General features: G+C 66.3%; 15 protein-coding genes. 12 read left to right on the forward strand and 3 right to left on the reverse strand.

Annotated elements, in window-relative coordinates:
* Together MAA8898_RS13365 and MAA8898_RS13370 are read left to right on the forward strand one after the other, a co-directional pair.
* A partial coding sequence (locus tag MAA8898_RS13365; RefSeq protein ID WP_141194852.1) for an integrase core domain-containing protein occupies nucleotides 1-200 on the forward strand: 200 nt, incomplete at its 5' end.
* Between the two features lie 249 nt (nucleotides 201-449).
* Nucleotides 450-1,913: a calcium-binding protein gene (locus tag MAA8898_RS13370; RefSeq protein ID WP_094021533.1), complete on the forward strand. Its 1,464-nt coding sequence runs from the start codon at nucleotides 450-452 to the stop codon at nucleotides 1,911-1,913.
* A 6-nt stretch (nucleotides 1,914-1,919) separates the two neighbouring features.
* Here the strand turns inward: MAA8898_RS13370 and MAA8898_RS13375 are convergent, their stop codons facing one another.
* The gene (locus MAA8898_RS13375) at nucleotides 1,920-2,840 is read right to left on the reverse strand and encodes an aminotransferase class IV (RefSeq protein WP_094021534.1); all 921 of its coding nucleotides are present in this window, start codon (nucleotides 2,838-2,840) and stop codon (nucleotides 1,920-1,922) included.
* A gap of 206 nt (nucleotides 2,841-3,046) precedes the next feature.
* Here MAA8898_RS13375 and MAA8898_RS13380 point away from each other — a divergent pair, with 206 nt between their 5' ends.
* From MAA8898_RS13380 to tdh, 4 genes are all read left to right on the forward strand, one after another.
* Nucleotides 3,047-4,378: an EAL domain-containing protein gene (locus tag MAA8898_RS13380; RefSeq protein WP_281252880.1), complete on the forward strand. Its 1,332-nt coding sequence runs from the start codon at nucleotides 3,047-3,049 to the stop codon at nucleotides 4,376-4,378.
* Nucleotides 4,379-4,424: 46 nt separating this feature from the next.
* Nucleotides 4,425-4,985, forward strand: coding sequence for a helix-turn-helix domain-containing protein (locus MAA8898_RS13385; RefSeq protein WP_094021536.1), 561 nt, complete (start codon nucleotides 4,425-4,427; stop codon nucleotides 4,983-4,985).
* Between the two features lie 96 nt (nucleotides 4,986-5,081).
* On the forward strand, nucleotides 5,082-6,269 hold the full coding sequence (locus tag MAA8898_RS13390) for a glycine C-acetyltransferase (protein WP_094021537.1): 1,188 nt from the start codon (nucleotides 5,082-5,084) through the stop codon (nucleotides 6,267-6,269).
* Nucleotides 6,266-7,300 (forward strand): L-threonine 3-dehydrogenase, encoded by a 1,035-nt coding sequence (gene tdh, locus MAA8898_RS13395; protein WP_094021538.1) that lies wholly within the window; start codon nucleotides 6,266-6,268, stop codon nucleotides 7,298-7,300. The genes MAA8898_RS13390 and tdh overlap by 4 nt, the downstream gene beginning before the upstream one ends.
* A 9-nt stretch (nucleotides 7,301-7,309) precedes the next feature.
* Here the strand turns inward: tdh and MAA8898_RS13400 are convergent, their stop codons facing one another.
* Nucleotides 7,310-9,481 (reverse strand): ATP-binding protein, encoded by a 2,172-nt coding sequence (locus MAA8898_RS13400; RefSeq protein WP_094021539.1) that lies wholly within the window; start codon nucleotides 9,479-9,481, stop codon nucleotides 7,310-7,312.
* A gap of 96 nt (nucleotides 9,482-9,577) precedes the next feature.
* Nucleotides 9,578-10,981: a helix-turn-helix domain-containing protein gene (locus tag MAA8898_RS13405; protein WP_094021540.1), complete on the reverse strand. Its 1,404-nt coding sequence runs from the start codon at nucleotides 10,979-10,981 to the stop codon at nucleotides 9,578-9,580.
* Between the two features lie 141 nt (nucleotides 10,982-11,122).
* On the opposite strand from MAA8898_RS13405, the gene MAA8898_RS13410 reads away from it, so the two are divergent.
* The 6 genes from MAA8898_RS13410 to MAA8898_RS13435 all read left to right on the forward strand — a co-directional run bounded on the left by MAA8898_RS13410 (nucleotide 11,123) and on the right by MAA8898_RS13435 (nucleotide 17,532).
* A complete protein-coding gene (locus tag MAA8898_RS13410; protein ID WP_094021541.1) occupies nucleotides 11,123-12,271 on the forward strand; it encodes a pyridoxal-phosphate-dependent aminotransferase family protein in 1,149 nt (382 codons plus the stop codon).
* A gap of 84 nt (nucleotides 12,272-12,355) precedes the next feature.
* On the forward strand, nucleotides 12,356-13,315 hold the full coding sequence (locus MAA8898_RS13415; RefSeq protein ID WP_094021542.1) for an HpcH/HpaI aldolase/citrate lyase family protein: 960 nt from the start codon (nucleotides 12,356-12,358) through the stop codon (nucleotides 13,313-13,315).
* Nucleotides 13,316-13,340: 25 nt separating this feature from the next.
* Nucleotides 13,341-14,516: a malate--CoA ligase subunit beta gene (locus MAA8898_RS13420; protein WP_094021543.1), complete on the forward strand. Its 1,176-nt coding sequence runs from the start codon at nucleotides 13,341-13,343 to the stop codon at nucleotides 14,514-14,516.
* Between the two features lie 12 nt (nucleotides 14,517-14,528).
* Nucleotides 14,529-15,425, forward strand: a complete 897-nt coding sequence (sucD, locus tag MAA8898_RS13425) for a succinate--CoA ligase subunit alpha (protein ID WP_094021544.1) — start codon at nucleotides 14,529-14,531, stop codon at nucleotides 15,423-15,425.
* Nucleotides 15,422-16,294, forward strand: coding sequence for an HTD2 family dehydratase (locus MAA8898_RS13430; protein WP_094021545.1), 873 nt, complete (start codon nucleotides 15,422-15,424; stop codon nucleotides 16,292-16,294). Before sucD ends, MAA8898_RS13430 begins: the two co-directional genes overlap by 4 nt.
* Nucleotides 16,291-17,532, forward strand: coding sequence for a CoA transferase (locus tag MAA8898_RS13435; RefSeq protein ID WP_094021546.1), 1,242 nt, complete (start codon nucleotides 16,291-16,293; stop codon nucleotides 17,530-17,532). Before MAA8898_RS13430 ends, MAA8898_RS13435 begins: the two co-directional genes overlap by 4 nt.
* Nucleotides 17,533-17,613 lie beyond the last annotated feature (81 nt).

The raw sequence follows: 17,613 nt of genomic DNA on the forward strand, positions 1-17,613 counted from the left end.
ACAGTCTGGATGACGCACGGCGAAAGCTGGCCCTCTGGCGTTACGACGACAATGCGGTCAGACCGCACTCGTCCCTGGCCAACCAGACGCCGCAGCAAGCGCGCCGGACGCTTGAGCAATGTGAGGGCTCCGCGCCCGGCGCGCTTGCGCCAGACGGGGAAGCCGAATACCAAAATCCAACTTGCAGACTCTCGTCATGAGTGAGGGACTGGCAGGGGGCAGGTCACCCTGCATGAAGTCCGAAGATGAGGTGGTCAGCCGGGCGGCGGTGCCCTCCTGCACGCCGCGCAGCTCGATCAGGGCGCGCCCAAACTGGGCGTTGCGCCCCCGCCACGCCTCGGGGCGCGGCACCCCTGCGATTTGCTCCGGATCAATGCGGCGTGCGGGGAAGCGGCCTAATCTGAAGTCGGGAGTTGCGCGGGGAACTTGACCACAAGGGAGAGGGAGCCATGGCAAATCCGGTCAATGGCGTGATCATCGGCAACGCGACCGACGGCAACGACGCGAACAGCGGCACCAGTTTTTCGGACTGGCTGATGGGACTTGCCGGGAACGACACGCTCAACGGCTTCGGCGGAAACGATCTGCTGGAAGGGCATCTGGGCAACGACCGTCTTTATGGTGGGACCAACGACGACACGCTGATCGCCGGGCCGGGTGCGGATTACCTCGACGGGAGTTCCGGCAACGATTGGCTGGTGCCGGGGCTTGGACCTGACACGCTGATCGGCGGCACCGACTACGACACGCTGGATTACTCCAACACCAAGATGGGCGTGCATCTCGACTTCAGCAACGGCGCGTCCTACTGGGCGGTTCTGACTTCGGTCGATCCGGTCGCGATCGGCGACCGGGTGTCGATGCAGTTCGAAACCGTGGTCGGCGGGTCGGGCGATGACACGATCATCGGCGGGGACGCTGGCAACATCATGTGGGGCGGTCCCGGCGACGACCAGTTGATCAGCGGCATCTATGCGACCGAGATGGATGGCGGCCCCGGCGCCGATACGCTGGACGGCAGCCGGAGCGATTACAACCGGGTGTCTTTCCGGAGCGCCGACAGCGATGTCTTCGTCCGGCTTTGGAACGGCTATATCGCCACCGCTGACCCTGACCATGCGTTTGACGTCCTGATGGACATCGAAGGCGTCATCATGGGAGACGGGAACGACACCGTCGAAGGCACACCCGGCATCAACGACCTGCTCGGCGGGGCGGGGGATGACCTGATGTACGGGTTCGCCGGGGACGACGCCCTTGAGGGCGGCGAGGGCAACGACCGCATCCTGGCCGGTCTTGGCAACGACGTGGTCAAGGGTGAGGCGGGACATGACCATCTCGAAGGCTGGGAGGGCCATGACATCCTAGATGGCGGTTTCGGCAACGATGTGATCGCGGGCCAGGCCGGCAACGACGTTCTGTTGGGCGGGATGGGCAACGATACGATGTCGGACGGCCCCGGGCAGGACACCCTCTATGCCGAAGGCGGGCATGACGTGGTCTATTCCGGTGCTGGGGATGACAGCCTGTCCGGCGGCAGCCACTTCGACGTGCTGGCGGGGCAGGAGGGAAACGACACCCTGAACGGCGGGACGGGGCACGATTTCCTGCGCGGCGGCGACGGCGCGGACACGTTCGAGTTCATCGGCGCCTTTGGGCAGGACGTGATCGACGACTTCGGCGTCGGCGGTGCGGATGTGGCCCGCATCTCCGGGGCGCCTGCGGGGTACGCCGATTTCACCGATTTCGACGTCACCGGCGACGGCGTGATCGACGCCGCGGACGCCGCGTTGAGTGCGCAGGTCGATATCGACGCGGGCGCGCTTGTCCTTGCCTTCGACGCGGCGGCGGCGAACGCCATTGCCTTCTGGGGTGTCACCATGCTGGACGCGGGCGACCTGGTCTTTGTCTAACGTGGATCAGTCGCGGGACTGGCGGATCAGGTCCTTGTAGAGCGCGCGGATGCGGTGAAACACCGGCCCCGCCACGCCGCCGCTGATCACCCGTCCGTCAATGTGGAATACAGGCGTCTGCGCGCCAAAGGTGCCGGTGAGAAAGGCCTCGTCGGCGCCGTAGGTGTCGACCAGGGAAAAATTGCGCTCGAACACCGGGATGTCGTTGGCGCGGCACAGGTCGATGACCCTTTGCCGGGTGATACCGTTCATGCAGTAGTCACCCGTGGAGGTCCAGACCGCGCCCTTGCGCACGATGAAGAAGTTGCAGGCGTTGGTGGTGTTCACGAAACCGAACGGGTCCAGCATCAGCGCCTCGTCCGCGCCGGACCGGACCGCGTGATTCAGGGCGATGATGCAGTTCAGCTTGGAATGGGAATTCAGCTTGGCATCCTGCGTCAACGGCAATCCGCGGTGATGCGGCACGGTAAACAGCGAAATACCGCGTTCGATAATGCTGTCATCCGGTTTCGAATGCTCGGCGATGATGACGATGGTCGGACCGTAGACGCTGAGATGCGGGTGCTGGAACGGCTTTCGCTTGCGCCCCCGCGTGACCATCAGCCGGATATGCACATCCGTGGTCATTTCGTTGGCCGCCAGCGTGTCCCAGATCGCCTGGGTCATTTCCGCGCGTGATTTGCCGATCTCGAGATCGAGATAAAGCGCCGCCTCGAAAAGCCGGTCAAGGTGATCGTCGAGAAAGGGAATATGGCCGTCGTACAGCCGCAACCCTTCCCAGATGCCGTCGCCCAGGAGGAACCCGCTGTCATAGACCGACACGCGCGCCTCGTCGCGATGCACGATCTGGCCATCGACATAGATGCGGATGTGATCGTTGCGGGCGTCCGGGGCGGCGTCATGGGTCGAATGATGATCATCGGTCATGCGAACTCCTGCGGTCGGTCGACTTTCAACGTCAGTTTGCATGATCGGTCGGCAAGGGAAAGCGCCGTTGTGCGCGCCGCATGCCCGAGACCCGAAAAGCGCGACTCCGAGGAAATGAGGCTTTGTATGCGAAAGGGTACTTTTCATTTTCGCGGAGTGCCTGTTCAATACACGTGTAAGCAGCTTTTAGAGGCATGTGCTGCAATATGTGGTTGAAGTCGCTTCTCCAAAACGCCCAAGACCGCAAGCGGTGCCAACTGGTTCAATTGCAGGACCGCGTGTCGGACCTTGAGCGCCAGTTGATGGTCGACACGCGCACAGGCATCCCGTCCCGGCAGTATTTCTTTGACCACTTCGCACAACATGCCCGCCCGGGGGATTATGTCGTCCTGCTCGATATCGATGATTTCCAGAGCGTGAACATAGATTACGGCCACCTTGTCGGCGATCGACTTTTGCGGATCATCGCGGGGGCAATTGACGAGGCGATCGCCGGTCGTGGCATCGTGGCGCGGCTGGAGTGGGATGAATTCCTGGTGCTGTCGCGGGGCGTCCGCGACTCCGAGATCTCCGCCCTGGTCGATTCGATCCTGCAGGCGGTGCGAACCGCGGCGGTCACCGTCGGCGAATTGACGGTCACGCGCAAGGCGACGGCCGGTGTCGTATCCGTCACCTGCGGCATGACCGTGAGCGAGGCGCTGACCCGGGCCGACTGGGCGCTGGTCGCGGCCAGGAAGGCGGGCGGGAAACGCGCGGTGTTCATGACCGGGGGCGAGATGCCCGCGAGACGGCCAAGGCCCTCGGTCGAGGAAGTCCGCCTTGCCCTGCAAAGGGGCGAAATCGGTTACCACGTCCAGCCGATCGTCGATCTGTCGACCCTGCGCCCACAAGGGTACGAGGCGCTGGTCCGCTGGCAAAGGCCAACGGGCGAGGTCATCGGTCCCGCGCAGTTTCTCGACACCATGACAAGCGCCTACGACGCGCGGACCAAGCCGCCGCTGGACGCCGCGCACCGCACGGCCGCCTGGGCGGCGCATGAACGGGACGTGTTCATTTCCTTCAATATCTCGACCAGCTTTCTCGATCAGGTCGCCCACCATGGTGTCGATTGGGTGAGCACACTGGTCGGCGACGTGCCCTATGACCGGGTGGTCTTTGAACTGGTCGAGACCATTGTCGACTGCGACAAAGACCGGATTTGCGAAGTTGTCGCCGCGTTGCGCGATCGGGGCATCCGGGTGGCGCTGGACGATTTCGGCATCGGGCGGTCGACGCTGGAGCGGTTGCAGAAAATCCCGGTCGACATCGTCAAGGTGGACAAGCATTTCCTGCACATGGCGGAACGGTCGCCGCGTGACATGGAAATCCTGCGCGGCATGGTCGATCTGAGCCGGTCGACTGGTGCCATCAGCGTGGTCGAGGGGGTCGAGACCGAACGCCACCTGGACGTGGCGCGGGCCCTGGGGGCCGACTGGGCGCAGGGCTACCTTTTTGGCCGTCCGGCGGCGATCCCCGAATTCATGGCCTGTGCCGGATAACACGGCCGCACTTGCGGCGGGGGTGCCGGCGCAGTATTCCTCCGGTATGACGGATGATCCCGACGCCATCTTGGCCAGGCTTCCGGCGCGCCTCAAGGAAGCGCGCCGCGCGCAAGGCCTGTCGCTGGACGCGGTGGCCAAACTGTCGGGCGTCTCGCGCAGCATGGTCAGCCAGATCGAGCGGGGCGAATCCTCGCCCACCATCGCCACGCTGTGGAACCTGACGCGCGCCTTGCAGGTGGATTTCGCCGGCCTGCTGGAAGAGGCGCCCGCGCGCCAGATCGACGTGCTGCGCGCCAGCGATGTGCCGTCCATCGAAAACCGCGGCAGCGGGTGCAGGATCCGCATCCTGTCGCCGCCCGAAGAGGCCGGCCGCCACGAGGTCTACGAACTGCGGTTCGCGGCCGGAGGCGTGCTGGACAGCCTGCCGCACAGCCGCGGCGCAAGCGAGCACCTGAGCGTGTTCGAGGGCGAGGTCGAGGTCACCAGCGGCGGCGGGACCGAGCGGGTCCGCGCGGGCGATACCGCGCGCTATGCCGCGGATGTGCCGCACCGGATCGCGGCCGTGGTGCCGTCGCGGGTCTTTCTCGTGGTGAAGGACGCCTGAGGCGGACGTCATCCCGGAAAAATATCCGTTATCCTGAATTTCCCCTATTCTGGACGCGCCTCCGTTATGTTAGCATCTAATGGCAAGGAGGCCCTCATGACCCAGCGATTCCTCACCCATCTGACAGAGACCCTGGCCGGGATCGAGGCCGAGGGCCTGATGAAGCGCGAACGCCTGATCACCTCGCCGCAGGGCGGCGAGATCACCGTCGATGGACGACGCATGATCTGCCTGTGCGCCAACAACTACCTCGGCCTTGCCGATCACCCCGCGCTGATCGACGCCGCCAAGGGCGCGTTGGAGCCGAAGGGCTACGGCATGGCCTCGGTCCGGTTCATCTGCGGCACGCAGGACATCCACCGCGAGCTTGAGACAAAGCTGGCGCGGTTCTTGGGCAAGGACGACTCGATCCTCTTTGCCGCCTGTTTCGATGCCAACGGCGGGCTGTTCGAGCCGCTGCTGGGACCCGAGGATGCCATCGTCTCGGACGCACTGAACCACGCCTCGATCATCGACGGCATCCGCTTGTGCAAGGCGCGGCGCTACCGCTACGCGAATTCCGACATGGCAGACCTGGAGGCGCAGCTGAAGAAGGCCCGCGACGAGGGCGCGCGGTTCGTCATGATCGCCACGGATGGCGTGTTCTCGATGGACGGATACCTGGCGAAGCTGCCGGAGATCACCGAACTGGCCCGTAAATACGATGCGCTGGTGATGGTCGACGATTGCCACGCCACCGGCTTCATGGGGCCGAAGGGGCAGGGGACCCCGGCGCACTTCGGCGTCGATGTCGACATTCTGACCGGCACCCTGGGCAAGGCGCTGGGCGGCGCCATCGGCGGCTACATCGCCGGGCCGCAGCCGGTGATCGACCTGTTGCGCCAACGCGCGCGGCCCTACCTGTTTTCCAACGCGCTGCCCCCCGCGGTGGTGGCCGCCGGGATCGAGGCGCTCCGCCTGGTCGAAGAGGGCGATGACCTGCGCGCGCGGCTGTTCGAGAATGCCGCGTATTGGCGCGCCGGGCTGACCGACCTCGGCTTTGACCTGCTGCCCGGCGAACACCCGATCATCCCGGTGATGCTGGGTGAGGCCAAGCTGGCGCAGGAGATGGCGGCGCGGCTGTTCGACCGGGGCGTCTATGTCTCGGGCTTCTTCTTTCCAGTGGTGCCGCGCGGACAGGCGCGCATCCGCACGCAGATGAGTGCCGCCCTGACGCGCGAGGACCTGGACCGCGCGCTGGAGGCTTTCGGGGCCGTGGGCCGCGAGTTGGGAGTGATCCGATGAGCAATGAAATGAAGGCGCTGGTCAAGACAAGGCCCGAGGAAGGGCTGTGGATGCAGCGCGTTCCGGTGCCCGAGATCGGGCCGGACGATGTGCTGATCCGCATCCGCTCCACCGGCATCTGCGGCACCGACATTCACATCTGGAACTGGGACGACTGGGCGCAACGCACGGTGCCGGTGCCGCTGGTCACCGGGCATGAGTTCGCAGGAGAGATCGTCGAACTGGGCCGCAACGTGACCGACCTGAAGATCGGCCAGCGGTGCAGCGGCGAGGGCCACCTGATCGGCAAGCAGTCGCGCCAGTCGCGCGCGGGCAAGTTCCACCTCGATCCGCAGACGCGCGGCATCGGCGTGAACGAACCGGGCGCCTTTGCCCAGTACCTGCGCCTGCCGGCGTTCAACGTGGTGCCGCTGCCGGACGAGATCCCGGACGAGATCGGCGCCATCCTCGACCCGCTGGGCAACGCCGTGCACACCGCGTTGAGTTTCGATCTGGTGGGCGAGGACGTGCTGATCACCGGCGCGGGGCCGATCGGCATCATGGCGGCGGCGGTGGCGCGGCATGTCGGCGCGCGCCACGTGGTGATCACGGACGTGAACCCGGACCGGCTGGCGCTGGCCGAGCGGGTGACCGACGTCGTTCCGGTGAACGTGGCGACGGAGGATCTGAGGGACGTCGTGGCGCGGTTGAAGATGAAACAGGGCTTTGACGTCGGGCTGGAAATGTCGGGCAACCAGGCCGCGCTCGACCAGATGGTCGAGACGCTGGTGATGGGCGGCCGCATCGCGCTGCTGGGCATTCCGCCGGGCAAGTCGCCGGTCGACTGGTCGCGCATCGTGTTCAAGGCGATCACCATCAAGGGCGTCTACGGTCGCGAGATCTTCGAGACCTGGTACAAGATGATCGCCATGCTGGAGAACGGGCTGGACGTGTCCCGCGTCATCACTCACCGGTTTCCGGTGGATCGCTATGAGGAGGGGTTCGCGGCGATGAAATCGGGCAAGTCGGGCAAGGTCGTGCTGGATTGGTGAGGCAGCCGCCTATTCGTCGGGTTGCGTGTCCTCGAGGCATTGCCGGACGGTGGCCAGAAGCTCGATCTTGGGAACCGGTTTCATCAGCCGGATGTCTTCGGCGCGCAGCCCGTTGCCGTGTACCGTCGCCTCGCTGGCATAGCCTGACATGAAGATCACCGGCAGGTCGGGGTCCTGGGCGCGGCAGGCCTTGGCCAGTTCGGGGCCGCGCAGCTTCCCGGGCATGACGACGTCGGTCAGCAGCAGGTCATAGGGACCGGACTCCCGGAACAGGGCGTAGGCGTCGTCGCCGCTGGTGGCGGCCTCGACCTGGTAGCCGGCCGATTTCAGCACCCGCACGATGACCGACAGCACCTCCAGCTGGTCCTCGGCCACAAGGATCCGGCCCTTGGCCCCCGCGGCGGCGCCGGCGGCCTGGGGGTCGGCCACCGGGTCGAAGGTGATCTCTTCCTTGCCGGACACCGGGAAGTACAGCTTGACGCAGGTGCCAACACCCGGCTCGGAATAGATCTTGACGAAGCCGCCGCTTTGCCGCGCAAACCCCTGCACCATCGACAGGCCAAGGCCGGTGCCAAAGCCAAGCTCCTTGCTGGTGACGAAGGGGTCGAAGACGTTCGGCAAAAGCTTGGGGTCGATCCCGCTGCCGGTGTCGGTGATCGCCAGCATGACGTAGCGCCCTTCGGGCACGGCCTCGTCCAGCGCCGTGGCATAGTCCTTGTCGATCCGGACGTTCAGCGTCTCGATGGTCAGCTTGCCGCCGCGGGGCATCGCGTCCCGGGCGTTCACGATGATGTTGACGATCGCGCTTTGCAGGCTGGCCAGGTCCAGGCTGAGCGGCCAGGGGTTGTGTTGCAGGCTGGTGTCGAACTCGATCGACGACGGAATCGCCCGGGCGATCCAGTTCTCGGTTTCGCGGACTACGTCGTTGATCCGGATCGCCGTCGGGGCCAGGTGCGATTTCCGCGCAAAGGCCAGCATGCTGCGGGTCAGCTCGCCGCCCCGGCGGGTTGCGGAAATGGCGCTGGTCAGGATGTCCAGCCGTTCCTCGGGCGGGAGCTGTTTCTGGTCTTCGTCCTCCAGCAGGAATTCAAGGTTGCCCTGGATGATCGCCAGAAGGTTGTTGAAGTCGTGGGCCACGCCGCCGGTCAGCTTGCCGATGGTGTCCAGTCTCTGCGCCTGCGCGGCGATGGCGCGCGATTCCTGCAATTCCTTTTCCTGATGGACGAGCGGTGTGAGATCGAAATTGGTGCCGACGATGCGCAGGGGGGCGCCGGATGCGTCCCGTTGCACGAGGCCGTCACCCTTGAGCGTACGGGTCGAGCCGTCGCCCAGCACGACGCGGTATTGCGTGTTGTACTCGCCCGTGCCGTTCAACGCGTCCTGGAATTCCAGCTTGACCCGCGGCAGGTCGTCCGGGTGGACGGTGCGTTCCCAGTCTTCGAACCGCCCGGTTAGTCCCGGCGCGGTGATACCATGAAGCCTCTTGTTGACCTCGTCCCAGGTCGCGCGCTGCTGTTTCAGGTCATAGACCCATACACCGATGCCGCCCGCCTTCTTGGCCAGTTCGAGGGTCTGGAGCGCGTCTGTCAGCAGCGCGCTTTGCCGTCCGGTGGCGATGGCGACCTGGGCGATCAGCGCGGTCAGCGCAACCGACAGCACGTTGGCCACCGCGATCCAGGGCAGATCCTGGGCCAGCCAGGCCACGGCCCTCTCCTGTGGTTCGATCAGGAAATACATCAGCGACGCGCAGCCGACGCTGAGCGCAGCGGCCAGGGCCACGCGGGCAGGCGCCAACTCGTCGCCGAGCGGCCCCTTGTACAGGCGATGCCAGGTCAGGGTTCCGACGGCTGCATACAGGACATAGACCACAACGCCGGAAAACGCGAAGTTGCCGCCCACGTACCAGCGCCCGAAACCGCCGAGCACCGCGGCGATCGCGGCGGGCAGCGGCCCGCCCAGCATGCCGGCCAGGATGACCGGCCCCGCCCGGGCATCGACTGTGGCACCATCGGGCAGCGTGACCGGCGTGATGGTGACCAGAAAGGTCGTTGCCCCGTACAGCAGGCCGATCAGCAGCAGGCCGAACAGCGAGGTGGACGTGCCGGGGGATTTGTAAAGCCAGAACACTCCCGCCGCCGCAATGCTGAGAAGCGCGGCGTTCTGCAGTACTTCTACGAGCATCGGTCTGACATGCAAACTCCACAGTTGAAAAGAACCTAGAGGCCTCTGTGCATGGCGGTCAACCTCGCAGGTTTGCGTCCGTGCGGGCCGCCAGGTCTAGACCGCGTAGCGGGTGGCGCCGCGTCGGCGTTCGTCGACCGGCTCGGACAGGACCACGGCCTGGTGCGCACGCTGGTCACAGTTGGCGCGCGGGCAGACGCGGCAGTTGATGCCGATCGGGGTCACATGCGCCGCCCGCAGGTTCATTTCCTCGGCATAACCGATGCTGGAGACGTGTTCGACAGCGCAGCCCATGGCCACGGCCAGCCGCACGTCCTGCCGGTGGCGGGCAAAGCTGGGCCGGTCCACGGTGCGCGCAAAGACGAAGAACTGCGACCGGTCCGGCATTTCGGCCACCTGCGACACGATCAGTCCGGGCGTCCGGAACGACGCGTGCACCTCCAGCCGCGGGCAGGCGCCGCCGTATTCCGCCAGGTGAAAGTCGGTCGAGTTGAACCGCTTGGTGACATTCCCGGCCTTGTCGATTCGCAGAAAGAAGAACGGCACGCCGCGCGCGCCGCTGCGTTGCAGCGTGGTGGCGCGGTGGCAGGCCTGTTCAAAGCTGACGCCAAAGCGGGTGGCGAGGTGGTCAAAGTCGTACTTGCTGTCCAGCGCCTCTGCCAGAAAGCGGCCGTAGGGCATCAGCACGGCGGCGGCGAAGTAGTTGGCCAGCTCCACCCGGCAGCGCGCGCGCCCCTTGGCATCCGCCAGGCCGGAGCGGGACAGGATGGCGTCCAGCGCGTCCTTCTGCTCGATCAGACCGGCGACGTGCACCAGCTGAAAGATCCGGTTGGGATGGTCCAGCGCCTCGGACAGGCGCACCTCGCCGCGGTCCTCGTCGTATTCGCGCAAGCTGTCCGGCATCTCGGCCACCGGGACAAGGCGCACGCGCAGGTTCAGCCGCTCTTTCAGGCGCGCCTTCAGCGCCGGGTAGACATCATCGGGCGCGACCTCCGCACCCTGCCAGAACCCTTCGGCGGCCTCTTCGAGTGTCTCGAAGTGGTTGCGGTTGCTGCGGAAAAAGTTGTGCACCACGGCCTCGGAGGTCTGCGGCAGCACGCGCTGGCCGCCCTCTCCGACGCTGCCGACGCTCATCAACTGGTCATTGGTGACGAGGTATGCGCGGTGCAGCTTCAGAAAGCAGGCGGCCAGGTCGGGCGAGTGCGCCAGTGCCGCGCGCAGCTGCGGCAGGTCGGGGCGGCCGCCTTCGAACAGCGGGTCCTGCAACACGGCGCGGATGTCGGCCAGCTGCGCGGTGTCGTCATCCTCGGCAATGTCGCGCCAGTCGACGCCGTAAGCCTCGAACAGCTTCAGCAGGACCGGGACCGACACGCTGCGCTCGTTCTTTTCCAGCAGGTTGACATAGGAAGTCGAGATGCCGAGCGCCTTGGCCATCTGCACCTGGGTCTGTCCATGCTCGATGCGCAGCCGGCGCATGCGGGGTCCGATGTAGGTCTTCATGGTATTTGACAGTATACTGAATATGACAAATCCACAATTTGCGCAACTTGTAAATTCTCGCGTTTACAGCAGGACCCGGCTTTGCTTCGTGTTCAGCGTGTCCTGTCCCATGGTGCTGCCAGACAGTTTGGGAGGACCGTCATGCGTACCGGACAGACCCATCTCTTCAATCCCGGCCCGGCCCGTGTCCCGGCCCAGGGACCGCGCCTGGCGACCGTGGCGCAGGGCGATCTCATGCCCGGGCTGGTCCGCGACCTGAGGCCGGTCTTCGGCACCACCGAGGCCGAGATGCTGTTCCAGCCGGGCACCGCGACCGCCGCCTGGGAGACGGCGACCAGCAACACGCTGAGCCCCGGCGACAAGGTGCTGGTCGCCTGCCACGGCCAGTTCTCGACGCTCTGGGGCGACCTCGCCGCGATGCTGGGGCTGGACCCAGTGGTGGTCCATGCGCCCTGGGGTGCCGCCGCGCCGGTGGACCAGATCGACCGCCTGCTGGGCGCCGACGTGCAGGGCGAGATCAAGGCCGTGTTCGTTACCCATTGCGAGACCTCGACCGGCGTCGTGTCGGATCTGGCGGCGGTGCGGCGCGCGCTCGACTCGTCGTTTCATGAGGCGCTGCTGTTCGTCGACGGCAGTTCGTCCATCGGCTCGATGCCCTTTGCGATGGACGCCTGGGGTGTGGACATCGCCGTCACTGGCAGCCGCAAGGGCATGATGATGCCGGCGGGGCTGGCCCTGCTGGCGGTGGGTCCGCGGGCGCTGGACGCCGCGATGACGGCCCGGATGCGCCGCGCCTACCACGATTTCAACGACATGCGCGCCCCCGGCGCTGTGCCCGCGGACCTGCTGTCGGGCCTGCGGGTGGCGCTCGACCGGCTGCACGCCGAAGGGCTGCACGCCGTTCACACCCGCCACAGGCGGTTGGCTGAGGGCCTGCGCCGCGGCGTCGAGGCGCTGGGCCTGTCGCTGGTCGCCGAATGGCGCACCACCTGTTCCGACACGGTGACCGCCGTGCGCGTGCCCGAAGGCGTCGACGCCCGCGAGGTGCTGCGCATCGCCGAGGATGACTACAACGCCGCCTTTGGAGCGGGTCTCGGCCCGCTGGCGGGCAAGGCGTTCCGCATCGGCCACCTCGGCGACATCAACGAGGGCATGGTCCTGACCGCCCTCTCGCTGGCCGAACTGGCCCTGATGCGGGCGGGCGCCCGGGTCGTGCCGGGGGCCGGGGTCGGCGCGGCGCAGGCCTGGTTCGCTTCCGGAATCCCCTCGCGCGTGCTCGCCGCCGAATAAACCCCTTCCCGGGCCTGCTCCCCGGACTGCGCCCCCTTTGCGGGGGTGGACACCCCTGTTTTGCCAGAAGAAAGGCCACGTCCCATGTCCCACACGCTTCACCCGCTCCGCAAGCAGCGCCTGCACCGTTCGGAATTGGCGGTCCCTGCCTCCAACCCTTCGTTGGTCGAAAAGGCCGCCGACAGCGCCGCCGACTACGTCTTTCTCGATCTCGAGGACGCCGTCGCACCGCCGGAAAAGGAACGGGCGCGCAAGAACGCCATCCAGCTGCTGAACGACATCGACTGGTCCGGCAAGGGCAAGACCGTGTCGGTGCGGATCAACGGGCTGGACACCCATTACATGTACCGCGACGTGGTCGACCTGATGGAACAGGCCGGCGACCGGATCGACACGATCCTCGTGCCCAAGGTCGGCGTCCCGGCGGACCTCTACATGGTCGAGGCGATGATCAACCAGATCGAACAGGCCTGCGGGCTGACCAGCCGCGTCGGCCTCGAGGCGCTGATCGAAACCGCGCTGGGCATGGCCAATGTCGAGGCCATCGCGCAGTTCGGCGGACGGCTGGAGGCGTTGCATTTCGGCGTGGCCGACTACGCCGCCTCGATGCGGGCGCGCACGGTCAACATCGGCGGGCTGAACCCGGACTACCCGGGCGACCAGTGGCACGCCTCGATCACCCGCATGGTCATCGCCTGCCGCGCCTACGGGTTGCGCGCGATCGACGGCCCCTTTGGCGATTTCAGCGATCCCGAGGGCTATGTCGCCGGGGCGCGCCGCGCGGCAGCGCTGGGCTGCGAGGGCAAGTGGGCGATCCACCCCAGCCAGATCGCCATGGCCAACGACGTCTTCAGCCCGCCCGAGGCCGAGGTCACCAAGGCCCAGCGCATCATCGCCGAACTGCGCGCCGCCGAGGCTGCGGGCAAGGGCGCTGCCAGCCTCGACGGCAAGATGATCGACGCCGCCAGCGAAAAGATGGCGCGCAACGTGATCGATATGGCCGCCGCCATCGCCGCCAAATCGGCCCCCGTCGCCGCCGAGTGACGCCACCAGTCTGGGAGGACACCACATGGACATTCACGAACATCAGGCCAAGGAAATCCTCAAGAGCTTTGGCGTGCCGGTGCCGCGCGGCGGGCTGGCCTATTCGCCCGAGCAGGCGGCCTACCGCGCCCGCGAACTGGGCGGCAAGGCCTGGGTCGTCAAGGCGCAGATCCACTCCGGCGGGCGCGGCGAAGCGGGCGGCGTCAAGGTCTGCAAGTCCGAAACCGAGGTGGCCAACTTCGCCAAGGGCCTGTTGGGCAAGCAGCTTGTGACAAAGCAGACCGATGCCAACGGCAAGGGCGTCTATCGCCTCTGGGTCGAGGAAGCCTCGGACATCGCGCAAGAGCTGTACTTGGGCTTTGTTCTCGACCGAAAGACCGAGCGCATCATGATCGTCGCCTCCCGTCACGGCGGGATGGAGATCGAGGACCTCGCCCACGAGGACCCCGACAGCCTGATGCGCATGGTGATCGACCCGGCGGTGGGCCTTGCCCCCTACCAGGCGCGCGAACTCGGCTTTCGCCTGAAGCTGGAGCCGCGGCAGGTCGACCAGTTCGCCACCTTCCTGCGTGCCTGCTACCGCGCCTACCGCGACCTCGATGCCATGATGGTCGAGATCAATCCGCTGGTCATCACCGGCGCGGGCACGCTCGTGGCGCTGGACGCCAAGATGTCGTTCGACACCAACGCGCTCTACAAGCATCCCAGCGTCGCCGCGCTGCGCGACACGAGCCAGGAGGACCCGCGCGAGGCGATGGCCGCCGACAACGGGCTGGCCTACGTCGGCCTCGATGGCGACATCGGCTGCATCATCAACGGCGCGGGGCTCGCCATGGCCTCGATGGACATGATCCAGCTGGCCGGCGGGCAGCCCGCAAACTTTCTCGACATCGGCGGCGGCGCCTCGCCCGAACGGGTCTGCCAGGCCTTCCGGACCGTGCTGTCGGACGCCAAGGTCAGCGTGATCCTCGTGAACATCTTTGCCGGCATCAACCGCTGCGACTGGATCGCAAAGGGGGTGGTGCAGGCCTACAAGGAGGTCGGGATCACCATCCCGGTCGTGGTGCGCCTGTCCGGCACCAACGTCGAGGAGGGGCGCAAGATCATCCGCGACAGCGGCCTGCCGATCCTCAGCGCCGACACCCTGGCCGAGGCGGCCGAAGCCGCCGTCGCCGCCCGTCCGCAATCCGCTGCCGCATAAGGAGTTCCCAAGATGGCCATCCTGATCACCGAAAAAACCAAGGTTGTCGTCCAGGGCCTGTCCGGTCGCATCGGGCAATTCCACGCCCAGGAGATGATCGAATACGGCACCAGGGTCGTTGCCGGCGTCACCCCCGGCAAGGGCGGCACCACGGTGCTGAACCGCCCCGTCTTCAACACCGTGCGCGAGGCGGTCGAGGCGACGGGGGCCGAGGCGTCCCTGCTGTTCGTGCCGCCCGCCGGGGCCGCTGACGCGATGATGGAGGCGGCGGATGCGGGCATCAAGACGGCGGTCTGCGTAACCGACGGCATCCCGGCGCAGGACATGATGCGGGTGAAACGCTTTCTCCGCCGCTTTCCGCGCGACCGCAAGATGCGTCTGATCGGGCCGAACTGCGCGGGCATCATCTCTCCCGGCAAGGGTTTCATGGGGATCATGCCGCCGCACATCTACCTTCCGGGGCGCGTCGGCATCGTCGGCCGCTCGGGCACGCTGGGCTATGAGGCTGCCAGCCAGATGAAGGCACTGGGCATCGGCATTTCCTCCTCCATCGGCATCGGCGGCGATCCAATCAATGGCTCCAGCTTCAAGGACATCCTGGAACTCTTTGAAAACGATCCGGAAACCGATGCCGTCCTGATGATCGGCGAGATTGGCGGCCCACAAGAGGCCGAGGCCGCGGAATATGTGCGCGACCACATGAAAAAGCCGGTCGCCGCCTACATCGCCGGGCTCGCCGCGCCCAAGGGGCGCAAGATGGGCCACGCGGGCGCGATCATCTCGGCCTTTGGCGAGAGCGCGCAGGAAAAGGTCGAGATCCTGTCGGCGGTGGGCATCACCGTATCGCCGAACCCCTCCGCCATGGGAGAGACGGTGGCGCGGATGCTGGCCATGAAGGCGGCGGCATGAGCCAGGCGTCGCGCATCCTGCAGCCGAACTACGCGGACTGGATCGGCCGGACCGAGACCCGCGAGGGCGGCGTCACACCCAACCTCGCGGAGATGTTGAACGCGGCCGTCAGCCACGACTTGTCGGCGCGGCGCGAGGTGCGGGCCGGCATGGCGCTGCCAAGCCTCTGGCACTGGGTCGCCTTTCTAGAGTTCGTGCCGATGAGCGATCTGGGCGAGGACGGCCACCCGGCGCTGGGTGGCTTCCTGCCGCCTCTGCCGTTCCGCCGCCGGATGTGGGCCGGCGGCGACGTGCGGTTCCGCGGCGTCTTTCACGTCGGCGAGGCGCTGACCCGCGTCTCGACCATCCGCGGGGTGACGCCGAAGGAGGGCAAGGCCGGGCCGATGGCCTTTGTCACGGTCGACCACGTCACCACGGGCGCGCAGGGCGGCGTGGTCGAGGAAGAGCAGAACATCGTCTACCTCGACATCCCGCCGGAGTTCCGCCCGCCCAGGCGCATGCCCGCGCCCGCACGGTGCCTCTACGATGAGCGCGTGGTGATGACCGAGACTCGGCTTTTCCGTTACTCGGCAGCGACTTACAACGCGCACCGCATCCATTATGACCTGCCGTACGCGCGCGAGGTCGAAAAGTATCCGGGGCTGGTAGTCCATGGGCCGATGCAGGCCACCATGGCGATCGAGGCGGCAGAGCGGCACACCGGCAAAGCGCCCGTGCGGTTCAGCTACCGCGTGGTGCATCCGATGTTTCACGACAGCGACTTGCGGTTGGTCGGCGCCTTGGCCCCCGAGGGCAGTGCCATCGAAGTCGGGACGGCAACGGTCGAGAACTACCTCGGATTGCGGGCAAAGATGGAGTGGGCGCGATGAGCGGTATCCTGGAAGGCATGCGTGTCGTCGAAAGCTCGGCCTTCGTGGCGGTGCCGCTGGCGGGTATGACGCTGGCGCAGATGGGTGCGGACGTGATCCGGTTTGACCTGCCGCAGGGTGGTTTGGATGCTCGGCGTTGGCCGGTAACGCCCTCGGGCCAAAGCCTTTTCTGGGCCGGGATGAACAAGGGCAAACGCTCTGTCGCGCTGGACGTCAAGACCCCGCGCGGGCGCGAGATCGCGCAGGAGATCATCTGCGCGCCGGGCAAGGATGCCGGGCTGTTCATCACCAACCTGGCCGCCAGGGGCTGGACCGACTACGACACGCTGAAGGCGCGGCGCGCGGAACTCTGCATGGTCAGCCTGCGCGGCGACCGGCACGGGCGTCCGGCGGTCGACTACACCGTGAACCCGGCCATCGGCTTTCCCATGGCGACCGGGCCGGAAGGGTCGCGAGCGCCGGTCAGCCATGTGCTGCCCGCCTGGGATTGCATCGCCGGGAACATGGTGGTGTCCGGTTTGCTCGCCGCTGAAAGGCATAGGTTGCGCAAGGGCTTGGGGCAGTTTGTTGACCTGACGTTGAAGGATGCGGCGGCGGCCATGCTGGGCCATCTCGGCATCATCGGCGAGGTCGCCATCAACGGCACCGAGAGGAGCAAGAGCGGCAACGCGCTCTATGGTGCCTACGGGCAGGATTTTGTCTGTGCTGACGGTCGCCGGGTGATGGTCATCGCCCTGACCGCGCGACAGTGGCAGAACCTGATGAAGGTCACGAACACGACGACGGACATGGGGTATCTCGCGGCGCGGCTGGGCGTGGACCTCGGGCAGGAAGGCACCCGCTGGACTTATCGGGCCGAGATCTCCAATGTACTGACGCCTTGGTTTGCCAAGCGCAAACTGTCTGATTTCGCAGAGGCTTTCGACAAAGGAGGGGTGACCTGGTCGGTCTTCCGCAGCTTTGGACAGGCGCTGCGCGAGGATCCGGATCTGTCCACCGACAACCCGATGTTCGCCGAGATCGACCAGCCGGGGATCGGCCGCTACCTGACCCCGGGTTCGCCGTTCACGTTCGAAGGACACGAGCGCCAGGATCCGCGCCCGGCACCCGTGCTGGGCCAGCACACCGAAGAGGTGCTGGCCGATGTCGCCCGGCTGTCCTCGGGTGAGATTGGCCGGTTGATGGACGATGGCATTGCCGTTCAGCCCTCGGCAGAGGCGCCCCGGCTGGCATCTTGACGGGGTTCGCCCTGATCCACCGCCGCACGGTTCTTTGGTTGTTGCTGTCGGACGTTTGCCGGGAATTGTTGTCTTTGAGCA

This window comes from Antarctobacter aquimaris (assembly GCF_900184945.1).
GTDB lineage: Bacteria > Pseudomonadota > Alphaproteobacteria > Rhodobacterales > Rhodobacteraceae > Maliponia > Maliponia aquimaris.